General features: G+C 55.1%; 17 protein-coding genes. 13 read left to right on the forward strand and 4 right to left on the reverse strand.

The genetic code is table 11. The features are described from left to right. The first annotated feature begins 19 nt into the window (after nucleotides 1-19). From FHC48_RS12470 to FHC48_RS12480, 3 genes are read left to right on the forward strand one after another with little or no spacing between them, the layout of a single operon-like run. On the forward strand, nucleotides 20-1,411 hold the full coding sequence (locus tag FHC48_RS12470; RefSeq protein WP_059365199.1) for a PTS ascorbate transporter subunit IIC: 1,392 nt from the start codon (nucleotides 20-22) through the stop codon (nucleotides 1,409-1,411). After that, entirely contained in the window at nucleotides 1,408-2,238 is an 831-nt protein-coding gene (locus FHC48_RS12475; protein WP_032663153.1) for a transketolase, read from the forward strand. The genes FHC48_RS12470 and FHC48_RS12475 overlap by 4 nt, the downstream gene beginning before the upstream one ends. Then, entirely contained in the window at nucleotides 2,231-3,184 is a 954-nt protein-coding gene (locus FHC48_RS12480; protein ID WP_023294123.1) for a transketolase family protein, read from the forward strand. The genes FHC48_RS12475 and FHC48_RS12480 overlap by 8 nt, the downstream gene beginning before the upstream one ends. 111 nt (nucleotides 3,185-3,295) lie before the next feature. Here the strand turns inward: FHC48_RS12480 and pta are convergent, their stop codons facing one another. Together pta and ackA are read right to left on the reverse strand one after the other, a co-directional pair. After that, on the reverse strand, nucleotides 3,296-5,437 hold the full coding sequence (gene pta, locus FHC48_RS12485) for a phosphate acetyltransferase (RefSeq protein WP_220420534.1): 2,142 nt from the start codon (nucleotides 5,435-5,437) through the stop codon (nucleotides 3,296-3,298). Nucleotides 5,438-5,513: 76 nt separating this feature from the next. After that, a complete protein-coding gene (gene ackA, locus FHC48_RS12490) occupies nucleotides 5,514-6,716 on the reverse strand; it encodes an acetate kinase (protein ID WP_008502876.1) in 1,203 nt (400 codons plus the stop codon). Between the two features lie 337 nt (nucleotides 6,717-7,053). Between ackA and yfbV the strand changes: the two genes are divergently transcribed. From yfbV to FHC48_RS12510, 4 genes are all read left to right on the forward strand, one after another. Beyond that, complete coding sequence (yfbV, locus tag FHC48_RS12495) at nucleotides 7,054-7,509, forward strand: terminus macrodomain insulation protein YfbV (protein WP_008502875.1); 456 nt, start codon at nucleotides 7,054-7,056, stop codon at nucleotides 7,507-7,509. Between the two features lie 91 nt (nucleotides 7,510-7,600). Continuing rightward, a complete protein-coding gene (locus FHC48_RS12500; RefSeq protein WP_008502874.1) occupies nucleotides 7,601-8,095 on the forward strand; it encodes a YfbU family protein in 495 nt (164 codons plus the stop codon). An 11-nt stretch (nucleotides 8,096-8,106) separates the two neighbouring features. Beyond that, nucleotides 8,107-8,766 (forward strand): sugar phosphatase, encoded by a 660-nt coding sequence (locus tag FHC48_RS12505; protein ID WP_039266783.1) that lies wholly within the window; start codon nucleotides 8,107-8,109, stop codon nucleotides 8,764-8,766. A gap of 75 nt (nucleotides 8,767-8,841) precedes the next feature. Next, nucleotides 8,842-10,674: an SLC13 family permease gene (locus FHC48_RS12510; protein WP_059365200.1), complete on the forward strand. Its 1,833-nt coding sequence runs from the start codon at nucleotides 8,842-8,844 to the stop codon at nucleotides 10,672-10,674. A 79-nt stretch (nucleotides 10,675-10,753) separates the two neighbouring features. Here FHC48_RS12510 and yfbR read toward each other — a convergent pair whose 3' ends face one another. Continuing rightward, entirely contained in the window at nucleotides 10,754-11,353 is a 600-nt protein-coding gene (gene yfbR, locus FHC48_RS12515; protein ID WP_008503531.1) for a 5'-deoxynucleotidase, read from the reverse strand. Nucleotides 11,354-11,471: 118 nt separating this feature from the next. After that, the gene (gene alaA, locus FHC48_RS12520) at nucleotides 11,472-12,686 is read right to left on the reverse strand and encodes an alanine transaminase AlaA (RefSeq protein WP_008500204.1); all 1,215 of its coding nucleotides are present in this window, start codon (nucleotides 12,684-12,686) and stop codon (nucleotides 11,472-11,474) included. A 938-nt stretch (nucleotides 12,687-13,624) separates the two neighbouring features. Between alaA and lrhA the strand changes: the two genes are divergently transcribed. From lrhA to nuoF, 6 genes are all read left to right on the forward strand, one after another. Then, nucleotides 13,625-14,563 carry a transcriptional regulator LrhA gene (gene lrhA / locus FHC48_RS12525; protein ID WP_021241557.1) on the forward strand — a complete coding sequence of 313 codons (939 nt, stop codon included), beginning with the start codon at nucleotides 13,625-13,627 and terminating at the stop codon, nucleotides 14,561-14,563. A gap of 630 nt (nucleotides 14,564-15,193) precedes the next feature. Continuing rightward, nucleotides 15,194-15,634 carry an NADH-quinone oxidoreductase subunit NuoA gene (gene nuoA / locus FHC48_RS12530; protein WP_006176516.1) on the forward strand — a complete coding sequence of 147 codons (441 nt, stop codon included), beginning with the start codon at nucleotides 15,194-15,196 and terminating at the stop codon, nucleotides 15,632-15,634. Between the two features lie 15 nt (nucleotides 15,635-15,649). Further along, entirely contained in the window at nucleotides 15,650-16,324 is a 675-nt protein-coding gene (nuoB, locus tag FHC48_RS12535; RefSeq protein ID WP_003861482.1) for an NADH-quinone oxidoreductase subunit NuoB, read from the forward strand. An 89-nt stretch (nucleotides 16,325-16,413) separates the two neighbouring features. After that, on the forward strand, nucleotides 16,414-18,216 hold the full coding sequence (gene nuoC, locus FHC48_RS12540; protein WP_008500207.1) for an NADH-quinone oxidoreductase subunit C/D: 1,803 nt from the start codon (nucleotides 16,414-16,416) through the stop codon (nucleotides 18,214-18,216). Between the two features lie 2 nt (nucleotides 18,217-18,218). Continuing rightward, on the forward strand, nucleotides 18,219-18,719 hold the full coding sequence (gene nuoE / locus FHC48_RS12545; RefSeq protein ID WP_008500208.1) for an NADH-quinone oxidoreductase subunit NuoE: 501 nt from the start codon (nucleotides 18,219-18,221) through the stop codon (nucleotides 18,717-18,719). Beyond that, entirely contained in the window at nucleotides 18,716-20,053 is a 1,338-nt protein-coding gene (nuoF, locus tag FHC48_RS12550) for an NADH-quinone oxidoreductase subunit NuoF (RefSeq protein ID WP_008500209.1), read from the forward strand. Before nuoE ends, nuoF begins: the two co-directional genes overlap by 4 nt. Nucleotides 20,054-20,076: the final 23 nt, after the last annotated feature.

Genomic DNA, 20,076 nt, shown 5'->3' on the forward strand with positions numbered 1-20,076 from the left:
CTGATAAGGCGAGGTGGATATGTTTATCCTTGAAACGCTGAATTTCGTTGTCGATATTTTAAAAGTCCCTTCGGTGCTGGTGGGGTTAATTGCGTTAATCGGTCTGGTTGCGCAGAAAAAATCTTTTTCAGATGTCGTAAAAGGCACAATTAAAACGATTCTCGGCTTTATTGTACTGGGCGGTGGTGCCACCGTGCTGGTCGGATCGTTAAATCCGTTAGGCGGCATGTTTGAACACGCTTTTACTATTCAGGGCATTATTCCAAACAATGAAGCCATTGTGTCCATTGCGCTCGAAAAATACGGTGCAGCGACCGCGCTGATTATGGCCTTCGGGATGGTGGCGAATATTATCGTCGCCCGCTTTACCCGCCTGAAGTATATCTTCCTGACAGGACACCATACGTTTTATATGGCGTGCATGATTGGCGTGATCCTGACGGTGGCGGGCTTTGAAGGCGTAGGGCTGGTCTTTACCGGGTCGCTGATCCTCGGCCTGATCATGGCTTTCTTCCCGGCGATTGCGCAGCGCTACATGAAGCGCATTACCGGCAACGATGAGATTGCCTTCGGCCACTTCGGCACGCTGGGCTACGTGCTGTCCGGCTGGATTGGCAGCAAGGTAGGTAAAGGTTCCCGCTCAACCGAAGAGATGAACCTGCCGAAGAACCTGAGCTTCCTGCGCGACAGCTCAATCTCCATCTCCCTGACCATGATGATTATCTACCTGATTATGGCGGTGAGCGCCGGGCGCGAGTACGTCGAGGCCACCTTCAGCGCCGGTCAGAACTACCTCGTGTACGCCATCATCATGGCTATCACTTTCGCGGCGGGCGTGTTCATCATCCTTCAGGGCGTACGCCTGATTCTGGCGGAAATCGTCCCGGCTTTTACCGGCTTCTCGGAAAAACTGGTGCCGAACGCGCGTCCTGCGCTGGACTGCCCGGTGGTGTATCCCTATGCACCTAACGCGGTGCTGATTGGCTTCCTGTTCAGCTTCCTCGGCGGGATTGTGGGGTTGTTCATCTGCGGTCAGTTTAGCTGGGTGCTGATCCTCCCGGGCGTGGTGCCGCACTTCTTCACCGGCGCAACCGCGGGCGTGTTCGGTAACGCCACCGGCGGACGTCGCGGGGCGATGATTGGCGCCTTTGCCAACGGCCTGCTGATTACCTTCCTGCCGGTCCTGCTGCTGCCGGTACTGGGCGCCATTGGCTTTGCCAACACCACCTTCTCTGACGCCGACTTCGGCGCGGTTGGGATTGTGCTCGGCAACCTGGCGCGCTTCCTGTCGCCGCTGGCCATCACCGGGCTGGTCGTGGCGCTGTTCGCGCTGCTGGTGGCGTACAACGTCTTCGCGAAAAACAAACCTGCGGGCGGTAACGCGCAGGAAAACACCGGAGCCAAATCATGAATGAGAAAGAGATAACCGAACTCGCGCGTCAGATCCGCCTGGAGACGCTGAAATCCCTGACGCAGCTGGGCTTTGGCCACTACGGGGGCAGCATGTCGGTGGTTGAAACCCTGGCCGTGCTGTACGGCGCGGTGATGAAAATCGACCCGGCGGACCCGGACTGGCCGGAGCGAGACTATTTTGTGCTGTCAAAAGGCCATGCGGGCCCCGCGCTCTACAGCACCCTGGCGATCAAGGGCTACTTTCCGATAGAAGAGCTGAGCACGCTCAACCAGAACGGGACGCGCCTGCCGAGCCACCCGGACCGTCTGAAAACGCGCGGCGTAGATGCTACCACCGGTTCGCTGGGACAGGGGATTTCCATCGCCGGCGGCATGGCGCTGTCGCACAGGCTGGCAGGGCGGCCGAATCGGGTCTTCTGCATCGTCGGCGACGGCGAGCTGAACGAGGGTCAGTGCTGGGAAGCGTTCCAGTTTATTGCCCACCATCGCCTGAACAACCTGACGGTGTTTGTCGACTGGAACAAACAGCAGCTCGACGGCGAGCTGGATGAGATCATCTGCGCGTTCGACCTCGAGGGCAAATTCCGCGCCTTTGGCTTTGACGTGGTGACGGTCAAGGGGGACGACATTCCGGCGCTGCTGGCGGTGACGTCGCGGGTCCCGGCTGCCGATGCGCGTCCGTTAGTCGTCATCCTCGATAGCATTAAGGGGCAGGGTGTGCCGTACCTGGAACAGCTCAGCAACTCGCACCACCTGCGATTGACCGCAGAGAGCAAAGCGGCCCTCAACGAGACGATTCGCCAACTGGAGGCTTCACATGATTAAGGTTGCACCGGCAGGACAGAAAGACGCCGTTGAGATGCGTAAAGTTTACGCGGGCTTCGTGGCAAAGCAGATTGAGGCCGGAAGCGACATCATTGCGCTTGAAGCCGACCTGATGAGCTCGATGGCGATGGACGGCGTGGCGCGCGATTATCCGCAGCACGTGATTAACTGCGGCATTATGGAAGCTAACGTCATCGGCACGGCAGCCGGGCTGTCGCTTACCGGCCGCAAGCCGTTCGTTCACACCTTCACCGCCTTTGCCAGCCGCCGCTGCTTTGACCAGTTGTTTATGTCCCTCGACTATCAGCGCAACAACGTGAAGGTGATTGCCTCAGACGCGGGCGTGACGGCCTGCCACAACGGCGGAACGCATATGTCGTTTGAGGATATGGGCATTGTGCGCGGGCTGGCGCATTCGGTGGTGCTGGAAGTCACCGATGCGGTGATGTTTGAGGACGTGCTGCGCCAGCTTATCGATCTCGACGGCTTCTACTGGGTGCGGACCATTCGTAAGCAGGCGCCGAGCGTGTATGCGCCGGGCTCCACCTTCACCATTGGAAAAGGTAACGTGCTGCGCGAAGGCAGTGATATCACGCTGATTGCCAACGGCATCATGGTTGCAGAAGCCCTTGAGGCGGCGCGGCAGCTTGAGCAGGAGGGCGTCAGCGCGGCGGTCATCGACATGTTTACCCTGAAGCCCATCGACCGGATGCTGGTGAAAAACTACGCCGAGAAAACCGGGCGCATCGTGACCTGTGAAAACCACAGCATTCACAACGGGCTGGGGTCGGCGGTGGCAGAAGTGCTGGTGGAAACCTGTCCGGTGCCGATGCGGCGGGTCGGGGTCAAGGAGCGTTACGGCCAGGTGGGAACGCAGGATTTCCTGCAGAAAGAGTATGGCCTGACGGCACATGACATTGTATCGGCGGCGCGCGAGCTGCTGTAAATAAAAAAGGCGACCGGTTAAGTGGTCGCCTTTTTGTTGCCCGGTGGCGCTAGCGCTTACCGGGCCTACGGTTTTGTAGGCCGGATAAGCGAAGCGCCATCCGGCAATACATTACTGCTGCTGCGAAGACTGGATCGCTGTCAGCGCGATGGTGTAAACGATATCGTCTACCAGTGCGCCACGAGACAGGTCGTTCACAGGTTTGCGCATGCCCTGCAGCATTGGCCCGATGGAGATCAGGTCGGCAGAACGCTGTACCGCTTTGTAGGTGGTGTTACCGGTGTTCAGATCCGGGAAGATGAACACGGTAGCGCGACCTGCAACCGGAGAGTTCGGCGCTTTGGATTTTGCAACGTCAGCCATGACTGCGGCATCGTACTGCAGCGGGCCGTCGATCATCAGATCAGGGCGTTTTTCCTGCGCAATACGGGTCGCTTCACGCACTTTCTCTACGTCGCTACCTGCACCAGATGTGCCGGTGGAGTAGGAGAGCATCGCCACGCGCGGCTCGATACCGAAAGCGGTCGCGGAGTCTGCGGACTGGATAGCGATCTCTGCCAGCTGCTCTGCGGTTGGATCCGGGTTGATCGCGCAGTCGCCGTAAACGTAAACCTGTTCAGGCAGCAGCATGAAGAACACGGAAGACACCAGAGAGCTGCCTGGCGCGGTTTTGATCAGCTGCAGCGGTGGACGGATGGTGTTCGCCGTGGTGTGAACCGCACCGGAAACCAGACCGTCAACTTCGTCCTGCTCCAGCATCAGCGTGCCCAGCACCACGTTGTCTTCCAGCTGCTCACGCGCAACGGCTTCGGTCATGCCCTTGCTCTTACGCAGCTCAACCAGACGGGCGACGTAGCTTTCGCGAACCACTTCCGGGTCAACGATTTCGATGCCAGCGCCCAGCTCAACGCCCTGAGAGGCCGCTACGCGGTTGATCTCATCCGGGTTACCCAGCAGCACACAGGTCGCGATGCCGCGCTCTGCACAGATAGCCGCCGCTTTAACGGTACGTGGTTCGTCGCCTTCTGGCAGAACAACGCGTTTGCCCGCTTTACGCGCCAGCTCGGTCAGCTGGTAACGGAAGGCTGGAGGAGACAGACGGCGGCTGCGCTCGGAGGTCGCGGTCAGGGATTCGATCCAGTCTGCGTTGATGTAGCCCGCAACGTATTCCTGTACTTTCTCGATACGCTCGTGGTCATCAACCGGCACTTCCAGGTTGAAGCTCTGCAGGCTCAGGGAGGTCTGCCAGGTGTTGGTGTTCACCATAAAGACCGGCAGGCCGGTAGCGAACGCGCGTTCGCACAGCTTGCTGACGCGTGGGTCCATCTCGTAGGCACCGGTCAGCAGGATCGCACCGATTTCCACGCCGTTCATTGCGGCCAGGCAGGCTGCAACCAGCACGTCAGGACGGTCTGCGGAGGTCACCAGCAGGGAACCTGCGCGGAAGTGTTCCAGCATGTGCGGAATGCTACGCGCACAGAAGGTCACGGACTTCACGCGACGGGTGTTAATGTCGCCTTCGTTAATCACGGTCGCGTTCAGGTGACGCGCCATGTCGATTGCACGGGTGGCAATCAGATCGAAGCTCCATGGCACCGCGCCCAGAACCGGAAGCGGGCTGGATTCCTGCAGCTTAGCCGGGTCAACTTTGATGACTTTCGCTTTGGACGAGTCGTCGAAGATCTCGGACAGGTCAGGGCGAGTACGGCCCTGCTCATCCACTGGCGCGTTCAGCTTGTTGACGATCACGCCGGTGATGTTGGTATTTTTCGCGCCGCCGAAGCTGCTGCGCGTCAGTTCGATACGCTCGTTCAGCTGTTCCGGGGTGTCAGTGCCCTGAGACATCACGAAAACGATCTCTGCGTTCAGGGTTTTCGCGATTTCGAAGTTCAGAGACTGGGCAAACTGGTGTTTGCGGGTTGGAACCAGACCTTCAACCAGCACCACTTCCGCGTCTTGCGCGTTAGAATGGTAGTTGGCGATGATCTCTTCCATCAGCACGTCTTTCTGGTTGCTGGAGAGCAGAGACTCAACGTGGCTCATCTTCAGCGGTTCAGCCGCCGGCAGATTGGAGTTCTTGCGAACGATGGTGGTGGTCTGGTCTGGTGCATCGCCACCGGCACGTGGCTGGGCGATTGGCTTAAAGACGCTCAGACGAACGCCTTTGCGTTCCATAGCACGGATAACGCCAAGGCTGACGCTGGTCAGGCCGACGCTGGTTCCGGTAGGGATCAGCATAATAGTACGGGACACGGTTTATCCTCTTTCGTTACCGCCCAAATCGGGCGGGTTACAAAACAGCACCGCCAGCATTGCTGGCGGTGTGGAATCAGGCAGTCAGGCGGTGCGCGTCTTGCGCGATGACCAGTTCTTCGTTAGTTGGGATAACGAGAGCAGGGCGGGTGCCTTCTTTGTTGATGAAGCCAGACTTGCCGAAGCGGGCAGCCAGGTTACGCTCGTGATCAACGTCGAAGCCCAGAACGCCCAGTTTGCCCAGGGACAGTTCACGAACCATTGCCGCGTTCTCACCGATACCACCGGTGAAGATAACCGCGTCCAGACGGCCTTCCATCAGCGCAGTGTAAGAGCCGATGTATTTCGCCAGACGGTGGCAGTAAACGTCCATTGCACGTTTAGCGTCTTCTTTCTCTGCGTAGTTGTCTTCAACGTAACGGCAGTCGCTGGTGACTTCGGTCAGACCCAGCAGGCCAGACTCTTTGGTCAGCATTTTGTTGATCTGGTCAACGCTCATGCCCAGGGTGTCGTGCAGGTGGAAGATGATCGCCGGGTCGATGTCACCGGAACGGGTACCCATCACCAGACCTTCCAGCGGGGTCAGACCCATGGACGTATCAACACATTTACCATTGCGGATAGCCGATACAGAACCACCATTGCCCAGGTGGCAGGTGATGATGTTCAGTTCTTCAACCGGCTTGTTCAGCACTTTTGCCGCTTCCTGAGTCACATAGAAGTGGCTGGTGCCGTGCGCGCCGTAACGACGTACGCCGTGCTCTTTGTACAGGCTGTATGGCAGGGCATAGAGGTAAGACTCTTCCGGCATGGTCTGATGGAACGCGGTGTCGAATACGGCCACGTTTTTGTCTTTCAGATTCGGGAAGGATTTCAGCGCTTCAGCGATACCGATCAGGTGAGCCGGGTTGTGCAGCGGGGCGAAAGAGGCAGAGTCTTTGATGCCCTGGATCACAGAGTCGTCGATCACCACGGAGCTGGTGTATTTTTCGCCGCCGTGGACGATACGGTGACCAATCGCAGTCAGCTGAGCAGACAGTTCTGGTTTTTGTGCCAGAATAGTGTTAACGATAAAGTTCAGCGCTTCACTGTGAGCGGCGCCTGCACCTAAAGCCGCTTCTTGTTTGCTGCCGTCCATCTTCCACTTGATACGTGCTTCAGGCAGATGGAAACATTCGGCCAAACCAGAGAGGTATTCGTCACCGTTGAGCGCATCGATGATGGCGAATTTCAGTGAGGAGCTACCGCAGTTCAGAACCAGTACTAACTTACTCGACATGGAAGTACCTATTATTGATACGTGGCTAAAAAAACGTCAGTGAGTCTAACAGCGTAACGCATGATGACCCGGACATTTATGATTAACATCATGCCAAACGAACATTGTGGCATGATGGAAGAAATAACTATGATTTTATGCCATTTTGCACAATTTTCAGCCAATGGCATAATATGCAATAATTTGACGAGCTAATGATTCTCGTCTGAGGCCCTATCAGGCTGGCACAGGATACCCGATACGGGGTAGTGATGACAAAATATTTTGAACGTTGTCATAGCTTGTTGTGGTTTTGCACGAAAATTTTAATTTTTATATGTGAAGTTGAGGTACAGCCATGTCGACACCAGAGAACCCGTCCGTTAATTTCTTTAGCCTGTTTCGTCGGGGACAGCATTACGCAAAGACGTGGCCGATGGAAAAGCGCCTTGCGCCGATGTTTATTGAGAATCGCACCATCCGCGCCACGCGCTATGCGATTCGCTTTATGCCGCCTGTCGCTATCTTTACGCTGTGCTGGCAGATTGCGCTCGGTGGACAGCTTGGCCCTGCCGTCGCCACGGCACTCTTCGCATTAAGCCTGCCAATGCAGGGCCTGTGGTGGTTAGGTAAACGGTCCATCACGCCACTTCCCCCTTCTATTTTACACTGGTTTTATGAAGTGCGCGGTAAACTGGAAGAGGCCGGGCAGGCGCTCGCCCCGGTGGAAGGCAAGCCGGATTACCAGGCGCTGGCGGACACGTTAAAGCGTGCATTTAAGCAACTGGATAAAACATTCCTCGATGACTTGTGATTGATCATCGAAACGACCAAGAAAAGAGGGCACAGTAACAATCAGTTACCGTGTCTTTTTTTTAAGTGCAATGCGCTACAGGAGTCGAAAGATGGAAATGACCCATGCCCAACGTCTGATTTTGTCTAACCAGTACAAGATGATGACTATGCTTGATCCCGATAACGCTGCGCGCTACAGCCGCCTGCAAACCATCGTCGAACGCGGCTTTGGTCTACAAATGCGCGAACTGGACCGCGAGTTTGGCGAGCTGAAAGAAGAAACCTGTCGCATCGTGATCGACATTATGGAGATGTATCACGCCCTGCATGTGTCCTGGACGAATCTCAAAGATCAGCAGTCCATTGACGAGCGCCGCGTGACCTTCTTAGGTTTTGATGCCGCAACGGAAGCGCGTTATCTCAGCTATGTGCGCTTCATGGTGAATACGGAAGGACGTTATACCCACTTTGACGCGGGCACCCACGGCTTCAACGCGCAGACCCCGATGTGGGATAAATATCAGCGTATGCTGAGCGCGTGGCACGCCTGCCCGCGTCAGTACCATTTAAGCAGCAACGAAATTCAACAAATCATTAATGCCTGACGGAGGTGCGTGTGCAGTGTAGAGGTTTTCTGTTTGATCTGGACGGTACGCTGGTGGACTCGCTGCCGGTTGTGGAACGTTCCTGGTGCCATTGGGCTGACAGACATGGCATCGACCATCAGGACGTGCTGAATTTTATCCATGGCAAACAGGCCATCACCTCGCTACGGCACTTCCTGGCCGGACGCTCTGAGGACGACATTCAGGCGGAGTTCAAGTACCTGGAACACATTGAAGCCACCGATACGGACGGCATCACCGCGTTACCGGGCGCGCGCGAACTGCTTGAGCATCTGAACGAGGCGCAGATCCCGTGGGCTATCGTCACCTCCGGTTCCGTGCCGGTGGCCCACGCCCGGCACAAGGCTGCAGGATTGCCGACGCCGGACGTGTTTATCACGGCGGAGCGCGTGAAGCGGGGTAAACCGGAGCCTGACGCATTTTTACTGGGCGCTGAACTGCTGGGCCTGGACCCTGCAGAGTGCGTGGTGGTCGAAGATGCGGCGGCTGGCGTACTGGCCGGGCTGAACGCAGGAAGCCACGTCATCGCCGTTAACGTTCCGGCGGAATCTCCCCGCCTGGACGAGGCAGACCTGGTGCTGGATTCACTGACGGCACTGTCTGTTTCAAAAGCCTCTGACGGAGTTGTAACCGTCTCGCTAAAAATGTAACCCCATGATATGGCCCCACATTGCTGGGGCTTTTTTATGGCAAAATTTCTCATCTTCCACTGACAAGGATAGGTTGTGAACGGTGAACTGATTTGGGTCCTGAGCCTGCTTTTAATCGCCATCATTCTTTTTGCCACGGGCAAGGTACGCATGGACGCCGTCGCCCTGTTTGTTATCGTCGCATTTGTGCTCAGCGGAACGCTGACGCTGCCGGAAGCGTTCTCCGGATTTAGCGATCCCAACGTTATCCTGATTGCCGCCCTGTTTATCATCGGAGATGGTCTGGTGCGCACCGGCGTAGCGACCATTATGGGTGCGTGGCTGGTAAAAGTGGCGGGCAGTAGCGAAACCAAGATGCTGATCTACCTGATGGTGACCGTCGCCGGGCTGGGGGCGTTTATGAGCTCCACGGGCGTGGTCGCCATCTTTATCCCGGTGGTGCTGAGCGTCTCCATGCGGATGCAGAGCTCGCCGTCGCGCCTGATGATGCCCCTGAGCTTTGCCGGGCTTATCAGCGGCATGATGACCCTGGTGGCCACGCCGCCGAACCTAGTGGTCAACAGCGAACTGATCCGGGAAGGATTTGAGGGCTTTAGCTTTTTCAGCGTCACCCCGCTTGGGCTGGTCATTCTGGTCATGGGCGTGGTCTACATGTTGCTGACCCGTTTTGCCCTGAAAGGTGAAAAACAGGACAAAAATAAAGAAGGATGGAAGCGACGCACCTTCCGCGATCTGATTAAAGAGTACCGCCTTACCGGGCGCGCGCGCCGTCTGGCGATCCGGCCCGGCTCGCCGATGGTGGGGCAGCGGCTGGATGACCTGAAGCTGCGTGAGCGCTATGGCGCGAACGTGATCGGCGTAGAGCGCTGGCGACGGTTTCGCCGGGTGATCGTCAACGTCAACGGGGTGTCGGAATTCCGCGCGCGTGACGTCCTGCTGATTGATATGTCCACCGCGGATGTGGACCTGCGCGAGTTTTGCAGCGAACAGCTGCTGGAGCCGATGGTGCTGCGCGGGGAGTATTTCTCCGATCAGGCGCTGGATGTCGGCATGGCCGAGGTGTCGCTGATCCCGGAGTCGGAACTGTTGGGCAAAACCGTGCGGGAGATGGGGTTCCGTACCCGCTATGGCCTGAACGTCGTGGGGCTGAAGCGCGATGGCGTGGCGATGGAAGGGGCGGTGGTGGATGAGCCGATCCTGCTGGGCGATATTTTTCTCGTCGTCGGTAACTGGAAGCTGATTAGCCAGCTCGGGCAAAAAGGGCGTGATTTTGTGGTGCTCAACATGCCCGTTGAGGAGAGCGACGCCTCCCCGGCCCACAGCCAGGCGCCCCATGCGATTTTTTGCCTGGTATTGATGGTGGCGCTGATGCTGACCGATGAGATCCCCAATCCGGTCGCCGCAATCATCGCCTGCCTGTTGATGGGTAAATTCCGCTGCATTGACGCCGAAAGCGCCTATAAGGCCATTCACTGGCCGAGCATCATTCTCATTGTCGGGATGATGCCCTTCGCCCTGGCGCTGCAAAAAACCGGCGGGGTAGACCTGATCGTTAAAGGCTTAATGGACGTGGGCGGCGGGTATGGGCCGTACATGATGATGGTCTGCCTGTTTATCATGTGCGCCACCATCGGCCTGTTTATCTCGAACACCGCGACGGCGGTACTGATGGCACCTATCGCCCTGGCGATGGCGAAGTCCATGGGCGTATCGCCGTATCCGTTTGCGATGATGGTGACGATGGCCGCTTCCGCGGCGTTTATGACGCCGGTCTCTTCACCGGTAAACACGCTGGTGCTGGGACCGGGGAACTACCGGTTCAGCGATTTCGTGAAGCTGGGCGTGCCGTTCACCGTGCTGGTGATGGTGGTGTGCGTGGTATTGATACCGGTCCTGTTTCCGTTCTGAGCATTTTGCCGGGTGGCGGCTGCGCCTACCCGGCCAACAAGCCAGCAGGCCCTGCCAGCGCAGCGCCGCTGGGCGTAAATCAGAGTGGCGAATCCTGGCTGATCTCATCCAGCGATAAATGGAAGCTCGGTACAAACACCTGCATAAAGTAATCCATCTCTTCGCTGCGGCGGGATTCCAGCGTTTTTTCCAGGCGCGTTTTCGCCAGCAAGAATTCGTTATTCCCTGCGGACAGCTCTTCGAGACACTTCAGATAGGCACACAGCGCGTCGGCCTGTTTAACCAGCGACTTTTCATCTTCCGTGTACTGATGCTCGTTGATAAGCGGCTCGAAAATATCACGAAGCTCTTCGGGCACCATCTCAATCAGCTTCTGCTGGGCAATTTTCTCAATGGCCTTATATTCCTGCGCAATTTGCGAGTTGAAATATTTCACCGGCGTAGGCAGGTCGCCGGTGAGCACTTCTGACGCATCGTGGTACATCGCCAGCAGGGCGATGCGCTCTGGATTAACCTGACCGTTGAATTTGCGATTTTTAATCGCGGCCAGCGCGTGAGCGACCATCGCAACCTGCAGACTGTGCTCTGACACATTTTCCGTACGGACATTGCGCATCAGCGGCCAGCGGTTGATGAGTTTCAGGCGGGAGAGGTGGGCAAAGAAATGACTCTGACTCATAGGTTACCTTTTGTCTTCACTGCGACAGGCGTTCATTGTGCGGGGAGGGGAGGCAAGATGCAAATTTGAGGATTTTGCAGGCCGGGTGAGCGCAGCGCCACCCGGCAGAAAGGCAACGTTACTGATGGTATCCGGAGAGGAAGCGGCCGAAACGGCTGATGGCCATTTCCAGGTCATCTTCGCGCGGCAGCGTCACGATACGCACGTGATCCGGCCACGGCCAGTTAAACGCCGTGCCCTGAACCAGCAGCACTTTTTCCTGCAGCAGGAAATCGAGCACCATTTTCTGGTCGTCGTGGATATTGAAACGCTTTGCGTCAATTTTCGGGAACATATAGAGCGCCCCGTTCGGCTTCACGCAGGAGACACCCGGAATATCGTTAATCAGCTCCCACGCGCGGTTACGCTGTTCGTACAGGCGTCCACCGGGCACGATAAACTCGCTAATGCTCTGATAGCCGCCGAGCGCGGTCTGGATCGCGTGCTGCGCCGGCACGTTGGCGCATAAACGCATGGAGGCCAGCATTTCCAGCCCTTCAATATAGCCTTTGGCGTGCTTTTTCGGACCGTTTAACACCATCCAGCCCTGGCGGAAACCAGCCACGCGGTAGGTTTTGGACAGGCCGTTAAAGGTGACGGTCAGCAGGTCCGGGGCCAGCGCGGCGATGGAATGGTGCTGCGCCGCGTCGTAGAGGATCTTGTCGTAAATTTCGTCTGCAAAGATGATCAGGTTGTGCTGGCGGGCCAGCTCGACGATCTCCATCAGCAGCTCTTTTGAGTAAACCGCGCCCGTCGGGTTGTTGGGGTTAATAATGACGATACCGCGCGTGCGGGGCGTAATTTTTGCGCGTATATCATCCAGGTCCGGGAACCAGTCAGAGGATTCGTCGCACAGATAATGCACTGCTTTACCGCTGGACAGTGATACGGCAGCCGTCCACAGCGGATAGTCCGGCGCGGGTACCAGCATTTCGTCCCCGCTGTTCAGCAGGGCCTGCATTGCCTGCACAATCAGTTCGGAGACGCCGTTGCCGATATAGATATCTTCAACGGTAACATCACGCATACCGCGTGCCTGGTAGTGCTGCATAATGGCTTTACGTGCGGAGTAAAGTCCTTTTGAATCGCAATAGCCTTGTGCAGTCGGAAGGTTGCGGATCACATCAACCAGAATTTCATCCGGCGCTTCAAAACCAAATGGCGCAGGGTTACCAATGTTGAGTTTCAGAACCTTGTTGCCTTCTTCTTCAAGGCGTTTTGCCTCTTTCAGAACCGGGCCGCGGATGTCATAACAGACGTTATCTAGCTTGCTGGATTTTTCGATAGGGGACATGAACCTTTAACCTTTTCGCTATTATTGCCGCTCCCTGCCGTGGAAGTCAGCACGGAATAATGTACTCCCCCCTCGCTTCGTTTTGAAGGGTGTGCAGGAGAAGATTTTGTGCCCGGAGCAAATTATTGATGAATCTTTTTCGCTGCGCGTACACTTTTTCACTGTCTTAAAGTTGCGCGCTTAGCGAGAGGTTAGGTTAAATGTGCTATCCATTTGCCAAAATACTGTATAATGTGCTGTTAAAAATAAGTGGTAAGCTGGACAGAGGTGGCAATCACCCTGAGTGACTTTTCGTAAAACCTGAATGCTTGATGCCTGTTTCTGTAATAGCATACTGTGGATAAAAGTTACTCATGTGAAATTAATGTTAAGTGCCATTAATGAATAGTCTTAATCTAAATTAAAATTTATTTATTATTAACCTATAAAATGCAACTTTAGTTAATTTTAATAAAATTAGTTTAGAAGCTTAACATTCTTCTTTAATCCTTAATATTGCAATAAGACTTATAAATAAAGTGGATTTGGGTTAAGATGTCTTCAAGGAAAGCAGAGGACAGATGCACGTTTTTTGTATATCTGACACTGGTTTTCTGAATTAATTGATTGTTATTGTTAGAGTTATCTCTGGCTGGAATGTGTCGCACATCTCCTGCTACGTTGACAGCGCTGCGATACAGATGGCAGAAAAGGTGTTATACCTTTAATGTAATTTACATAAACCTGCGAACATCTAAATATCCTGAACGTTTAAGAGAATAAAAATAACGTCATGAAACGTGCTTTCTGACTGTTGATATAAAGCAGCACAATAACTATCTGTCAGGCAGTCTGCCGGGCCGGGATGCGAGGGAAAATCTTCAGAGGGAATTGCTTAACTGTACACACACAGCTTCAACCCGGGCAGCTCCGCACGAGCAACCTGAAAGTGAATAGATATGATAAATGCAAATCGTCCGATAATGAATCTCGACCTCGATCTGCTGAGAACGTTTGTTGCGGTCGCCGATCTCAACACTTTTGCAGCAGCTGCTGCCGCCGTTTGCCGAACTCAGTCCGCCGTCAGCCAGCAAATGCAGCGGCTGGAGCAACTGGTGGGTAAAGAGCTATTTGCCCGTCACGGGCGTAATAAGCTCTTAACGGAACACGGTATTCAGCTTCTGGGTTATGCCAGGAAAATTCTTCGCTTTAATGATGAAGCATGTATGTCATTAATGTTTAGCAACCTTCAGGGCGTGCTAACGTTAGGTGCATCTGATGAGTCGGCGGATACTATATTGCCGTTTCTTCTCAATCGCATCAGTTCGGTTTATCCGAAGCTTGCGCTGGACGTTAGCGTAAAGCGTAATGCTTTTATGGTTGAGATGTTAAATGAGAATAAAGTCGACCTGGTGGTCACCACGCATCGTCCCGGGCAGTTTGATTGCCTGACGCTGCGTACATCACCTACGCACTGGTATTGCGCGGCCGAATACGTGCTGCAAAAAGGCGAGCCGGTGCCGCTGGTGTTACTGGATGACCCGAGCCCGTTCCGCGATATGGTGCTGACGGCGCTGAATGAGGCCAATATTCCGTGGCGTCTGGCGTATGTGGCGTCCACGCTGCCAGCGGTGCGTGCCGCCGTGAAAGCCGGTCTGGGTGTTACCGCCCGTCCGGTAGAAATGATGAGCCCCGATCTGCGCGTTCTGGGAAAATCCGATGGCCTGCCTGCGCTGCCGGATACGGAATATCTGCTCTGCCATAATTCGTCCAGCCATAACGAGCTGGCAAAGGTGGTGTTCGAGGCGATGGAAAACTACCATAACCCGTGGCAGTTCGAGCGCGTTACCTCCGAAGGGGGGGATGATTCCCTGATCGTTGAAGGGGATTTTGAGTGATCGCCAGCTCAAAATTCTGGTAACAAAATGTAAGTGTAAAAAAAAGCCACTCGTGTGATTTTCACATGCAGTGGCTTTTTTTTAGCAATAATACCCGCGTATGCCGCGTGGATTTACGGGATACCCTCTATTTATCAATAAGCTAAATGCTTTTGATTAAAACTCATCCGTTTTCCGTTCTAACTTCATCCATATCCCCCCTATGTTAAAAAAACAGGAAATATGTTGCCGTTTTCCAGGTTGAATTAACAAAAGCGTGTCGCAGATCAAGAAAATACTCCTATTTGGGGGGAGGAATCGTTGGCAAATCCTGTCAAAATAGGAGGGTTATTTTTTTTACTTCCGAAACGGACACGATTCAACAACATACATTTGACGGAAAGTCATGTACCCACCAGGGTTAAAGGGCACCAAATGTTAATGAGAATCGCTCGATGTAATTTAATGTGAAGAAACCTTTGTTAAAGTTGACAATAGGTTATAGAAAGGAGTAAAAAACCCCATCATTTTGCTGTCTACGTCTCATTTCTGACAGTTAGTGTAAGGTTATTTGTTCCTCCCCATGAATCGATGTGATGCCCATCTGCCAGCAAGAGCAGTGTCGTTGGTATCACTTTTGATGAGTAAGCAATGAGTATGTCAACATCCACAGAAGTCATCGCTCATCACTGGGCATTCGCAATCTTTCTTATTGTAGCCATTGGCCTGTGCTGCCTGATGTTAGTCGGCGGCTGGTTCCTGGGCGGTCGCGCCCGTGCAAGGCACAAAAACACACCTTTCGAATCAGGTATTGATTCAGTAGGTACCGCTCGCTTACGCCTGTCTGCCAAGTTTTACCTGGTAGCCATGTTCTTCGTCATCTTCGACGTGGAAGCGCTTTACCTCTTCGCATGGTCTACCTCCATTCGCGAAAGTGGTTGGGTGGGCTTTGTCGAGGCCGCAATTTTCATTTTAGTGCTACTGGCCGGTCTGGTTTATCTGGTGCGTATTGGCGCGCTTGACTGGACGCCTGCGCGTTCACGTCGTGAACACATCAACCCGGAAAACAGTATCTCTAATCGTCAGCAGTAACAGCGAGGCAATAAGATGGATTATACGCTCACCCGCATAGATCCTAACGGTGAGAATGACCGTTACCCCCTGCAAAAACAGGAGATCGTAACCGACCCCCTGGAGCAAGAAGTCAATAAAAGCGTGTACATGGGCAAACTCGAACATGCCATGCACGATATGGTCAACTGGGGTCGTAAGAACTCCATCTGGCCTTACAACTTTGGCCTTTCTTGCTGCTACGTTGAAATGGTGACGTCATTCACTGCGGTGCATGACGTTGCGCGTTTTGGGGCAGAGGTACTGCGTGCTTCCCCACGTCAGGCTGACCTGATGGTGGTGGCCGGTACCTGCTTTACCAAGATGGCACCTGTTATTCAGCGTCTTTATGACCAGATGCTGGAGCCAAAATGGGTTATCTCCATGGGCGCATGTGCTAACTCTGGCGGTATGTACGACATCTATTCCGTCGTACAGGGCGTAGATAAATTTATCCCAGTGGATGTGTACATCCCGGGTTGTCCGCCTCGTCCGGAAGCCTACATGCAGGCGCTGATGCTGCTGCAGGAGTCCATCGGTAAAGAACGTCGCCCACTGTCGTGGGTCGTTGGCGATCAGGGTGTGTATCGCGCGAACATGCAGTCTGAGCGCGAGCGTAAACGTGGTGAACGTATTGCCGTCACCAATCTGCGTACGCCTGACGAAATTTAATTTGCGCCTGTAGGCCTGGAGAACACCTTCGCATATCACTACTCAAATAGCGCGAAGCCAGGCTCAACAGTCACCACGGACCATTTGCAATGGTGAACAATATGACCGACTTAACCGCGCAAGAAGCCGCCTGGCAGACCCGGGATCATCTGGATGACCCAGTCATTGGCGAACTGCGCAACCGTTTTGGGCCGGATGCCTTTACTGTTCAGGCTACCCGCACCGGGGTACCCGTTGTTTGGGTGAAGCGTGAACAATTGCTGGAAGTTGTCGATTTCCTCAAGAAATTGCCAAAACCATACGTCATGCTGTTTGACTTACACGGCATGGACGAACGTCTCAGAACGCACCGCCAGGGTCTCCCTGCTGCGGATTTTTCCGTTTTCTACCACCTGATCTCAATAGACCGTAATACGGATATCATGCTCAAGGTGGCATTGTCTGAAAACGACATGCATCTGCCGACGATCACCAAACTTTTCCCGAACGCCAACTGGTACGAGCGTGAAACCTGGGAAATGTTCGGGATGACCTTCGACGGCCACCCACACCTGACGCGCATCATGATGCCGCAGACCTGGACCGGCCACCCGCTGCGTAAAGACTACCCGGCACGTGCTACCGAATTCGATCCGTTTGAGCTGACCAAAGCCAAGCAGGATCTGGAGATGGAGGCGCTGACCTTCAAACCGGAAGACTGGGGCATGAAGCGCGGTACCGACAACGAGGACTTCATGTTCCTCAACCTCGGTCCGAACCACCCGTCTGCGCACGGTGCTTTCCGTATTATTCTTCAGCTCGACGGCGAAGAGATTGTCGACTGCGTGCCAGACATCGGCTACCACCACCGTGGTGCTGAGAAGATGGGCGAGCGTCAGTCCTGGCACAGCTACATTCCGTATACTGACCGTATCGAGTACCTCGGCGGCTGCGTCAACGAAATGCCATACGTGCTGGCCGTTGAGAAACTGGCAGGCATTACCGTGCCGGATCGCGTTAACGTGATTCGCGTCATGCTGTCAGAACTGTTCCGTATCAACAGCCACCTGCTGTACATCTCCACGTTCATTCAGGACGTCGGCGCAATGACCCCGGTCTTCTTCGCCTTTACCGATCGTCAGAAAATCTACGATCTGGTAGAAGCCATTACCGGTTTCCGTATGCACCCGGCCTGGTTCCGTATCGGCGGTGTGGCACACGATCTGCCGCGCGGCTGGGACCGTCTGCTGCGTGAATTCCTCGACTGGATGCCGAAACGACTGGCCTCTTACGAGAAAGCCGCGCTGCGTAACACCATTCTGAAAGGCCGTTCCCAGGGCGTTGCTGCCTACGGCGCGAAAGAAGCGCTGGAGTGGGGGACAACAGGTGCTGGCCTGCGCGCGACCGGTATTGATTTCGACGTGCGTAAAGCCCGTCCTTACTCTGGCTACGAGAACTTCGACTTTGAAGTCCCGGTGGGCGGCGGCGTTTCCGACTGCTACACCCGCGTGATGCTGAAAGTGGAAGAGCTGCGCCAGAGTCTGCGCATCCTTGAGCAGTGCCTCAACAACATGCCGGAAGGCCCGTTCAAGGCGGATCACCCGCTGACCACGCCGCCACCGAAAGAGCGCACGCTGCAACATATCGAAACCCTGATCACCCACTTCCTGCAGGTTTCCTGGGGGCCGGTCATGCCGGCGCAAGAATCCTTCCAGATGATTGAAGCGACCAAGGGTATTAACAGTTACTACCTGACCAGTGACGGCAGCACCATGAGCTACCGTACTCGCGTGCGTACGCCGAGCTTTGCGCACCTGCAGCAGATCCCGTCCGCCATCCGCGGCAGTCTGGTCTCCGACCTGATTGTGTATCTGGGTAGTATCGATTTTGTTATGTCAGATGTGGACCGCTAATTATGCACGAGAATCAACAACCACAAACCGAGGCTTTTGAGCTGAGTGAAGCAGAACGTGCCGCCATTGAGCACGAGATGCACCACTACGAAGACCCGCGTGCGGCGTCCATTGAAGCGCTGAAAATCGTACAGAAACAGCGTGGTTGGGTGCCGGACGGGGCGATCTATGCGATCGCGAAAGTGCTGGGTATTCCGGCAAGTGACGTAGAAGGCGTAGCCACGTTCTACAGCCAGATCTTCCGTCAGCCGGTAGGCCGCCATGTGATCCGCTACTGTGACAGCGTGGTCTGCCACATCACCGGTTATCAGGGCATTCAGGCTGCGATTGAGAAGAAGCTCAATATCAAGCCGGGCCAGACCACGTTCGATGGGCGCTTTACTCTGCTGCCAACCTGCTGCCTGGGTAACTGCGACAAGGGGCCGACCATGATGATTGATGAGGACACTCACAGCCATCTGACGCCGGAAGCGATTCCTGACCTGCTGGAGCAGTACAAATGAAAACTGTAATTCGTACTGCTGAGACGCATCCACTGACCTGGCGTCTGCGTGATGACAAACAGCCGGTATGGCTCGACGAATATCAGAGCAAAAACGGCTATGCCGGTGCGCGTAAAGCCCTCGGCGGCATGGCGCCGGACGACATCGTTAACGCGGTAAAAGAGTCTGGTCTGAAAGGACGCGGCGGCGCGGGCTTCTCCACCGGTCTGAAGTGGAGCCTGATGCCAAAAGACGAATCCATGAACATCCGTTACCTGCTGTGTAACGCCGATGAAATGGAGCCGGGTACCTATAAAGACCGTCTGCTGATGGAGCAACTGCCGCACCTGCTGGTGGAAGGCATGCTGATCTCCGCGTTCGCGCTGAAAGCGTACCGTGGCTACATCTTCCTGCGCGGTGAGTACATCGAAGCGGCAGAAAACCTGCGTCGCGCGATTGCCGAAGCCACCGAAGCGGGCCTGCTGGGTAAAAACATTCTCGGCACCGGGTTTGACTTCGAACTGTTCGTGCACACCGGTGCCGGGCGTTATATCTGCGGTGAAGAGACCGCGCTGATTAACTCCCTGGAAGGCCGCCGTGCGAACCCGCGTTCCAAGCCACCGTTCCCGGCAAGCTCCGGCGTGTGGGGTAAACCGACCTGCGTCAACAACGTCGAGACCCTGTGCAACGTTCCGGCTATCCTCGCGAACGGCGTGGAGTGGTATCAGGGCATCTCCTCAAGCAAAGATGCCGGTACCAAGCTGATGGGCTTCTCCGGTCGCGTGAAAAATCCTGGCGTCTGGGAACTGCCGTTCGGTACCACCGCGCGCGAAATTCTTGAAGACTACGCCGGCGGCATGCGCGATGGCCTGAAATTCAAAGCCTGGCAGCCGGGTGGGGCAGGGACAGACTTCCTGACCGAAGCCCACCTTGACCTGCCGATGGAATTCGAAAGCATTGGTAAAGCAGGTAGCCGTCTGGGTACGGCGCTGGCGATGGCCGTCGACCACGAGATCGGTATGGTCTCGCTGGTGCGTAACCTGGAAGAGTTCTTCGCCCGTGAGTCCTGCGGCTGGTGCACACCGTGCCGTGATGGTCTGCCGTGGAGCGTGAAGATCCTGCGTGCAATCGAACGTGGCGAAGGCCAGCCTGGCGATATCGAAACGCTTGAGCAACTGTGTCGATTCTTAGGCCCGGGTAAAACCTTCTGTGCCCACGCACCGGGTGCCGTCGAACCTCTGCAGAGCGCGATCAAATATTTCCGCGACGAGTTCGAAGCAGGCATCAAGCAGCCGTTCAGCAATACCCATGCGATCAATGGGATTCAGCCGAACCTGCTTAAAGCGCGCTGGTAACGACAAGAATTTTGATTAACGCT

Source organism: Enterobacter sp. EC_50, assembly GCF_019584525.1.
In the GTDB taxonomy this organism is placed as follows: Bacteria; Pseudomonadota; Gammaproteobacteria; order Enterobacterales; family Enterobacteriaceae; genus Enterobacter; species Enterobacter roggenkampii.

Excerpts from the sequence above, each read along its gene's own strand:
- nuoF (WP_008500209.1), top strand. The coding sequence starts at position 18,716 with ATGAAAACTGTAATTCGTACTGCTGAGACGCATCCACTGACCTGGCGT.
- nuoE (WP_008500208.1), top strand. The coding sequence starts at position 18,219 with ATGCACGAGAATCAACAACCACAAACCGAGGCTTTTGAGCTGAGTGAA.
- yfbR (WP_008503531.1), bottom strand. The coding sequence starts at position 11,353 with ATGAGTCAGAGTCATTTCTTTGCCCACCTCTCCCGCCTGAAACTCATC.
- yfbV (WP_008502875.1), top strand. The coding sequence starts at position 7,054 with ATGTCGACACCAGAGAACCCGTCCGTTAATTTCTTTAGCCTGTTTCGT.
- alaA (WP_008500204.1), bottom strand. The coding sequence starts at position 12,686 with ATGTCCCCTATCGAAAAATCCAGCAAGCTAGATAACGTCTGTTATGAC.
- nuoC (WP_008500207.1), top strand. The coding sequence starts at position 16,414 with ATGGTGAACAATATGACCGACTTAACCGCGCAAGAAGCCGCCTGGCAG.
- nuoA (WP_006176516.1), top strand. The coding sequence starts at position 15,194 with ATGAGTATGTCAACATCCACAGAAGTCATCGCTCATCACTGGGCATTC.
- FHC48_RS12500 (WP_008502874.1), top strand. The coding sequence starts at position 7,601 with ATGGAAATGACCCATGCCCAACGTCTGATTTTGTCTAACCAGTACAAG.
- nuoB (WP_003861482.1), top strand. The coding sequence starts at position 15,650 with ATGGATTATACGCTCACCCGCATAGATCCTAACGGTGAGAATGACCGT.
- ackA (WP_008502876.1), bottom strand. The coding sequence starts at position 6,716 with ATGTCGAGTAAGTTAGTACTGGTTCTGAACTGCGGTAGCTCCTCACTG.
- FHC48_RS12470 (WP_059365199.1), top strand. The coding sequence starts at position 20 with ATGTTTATCCTTGAAACGCTGAATTTCGTTGTCGATATTTTAAAAGTC.
- lrhA (WP_021241557.1), top strand. The coding sequence starts at position 13,625 with ATGATAAATGCAAATCGTCCGATAATGAATCTCGACCTCGATCTGCTG.
- FHC48_RS12475 (WP_032663153.1), top strand. The coding sequence starts at position 1,408 with ATGAATGAGAAAGAGATAACCGAACTCGCGCGTCAGATCCGCCTGGAG.
- FHC48_RS12480 (WP_023294123.1), top strand. The coding sequence starts at position 2,231 with ATGATTAAGGTTGCACCGGCAGGACAGAAAGACGCCGTTGAGATGCGT.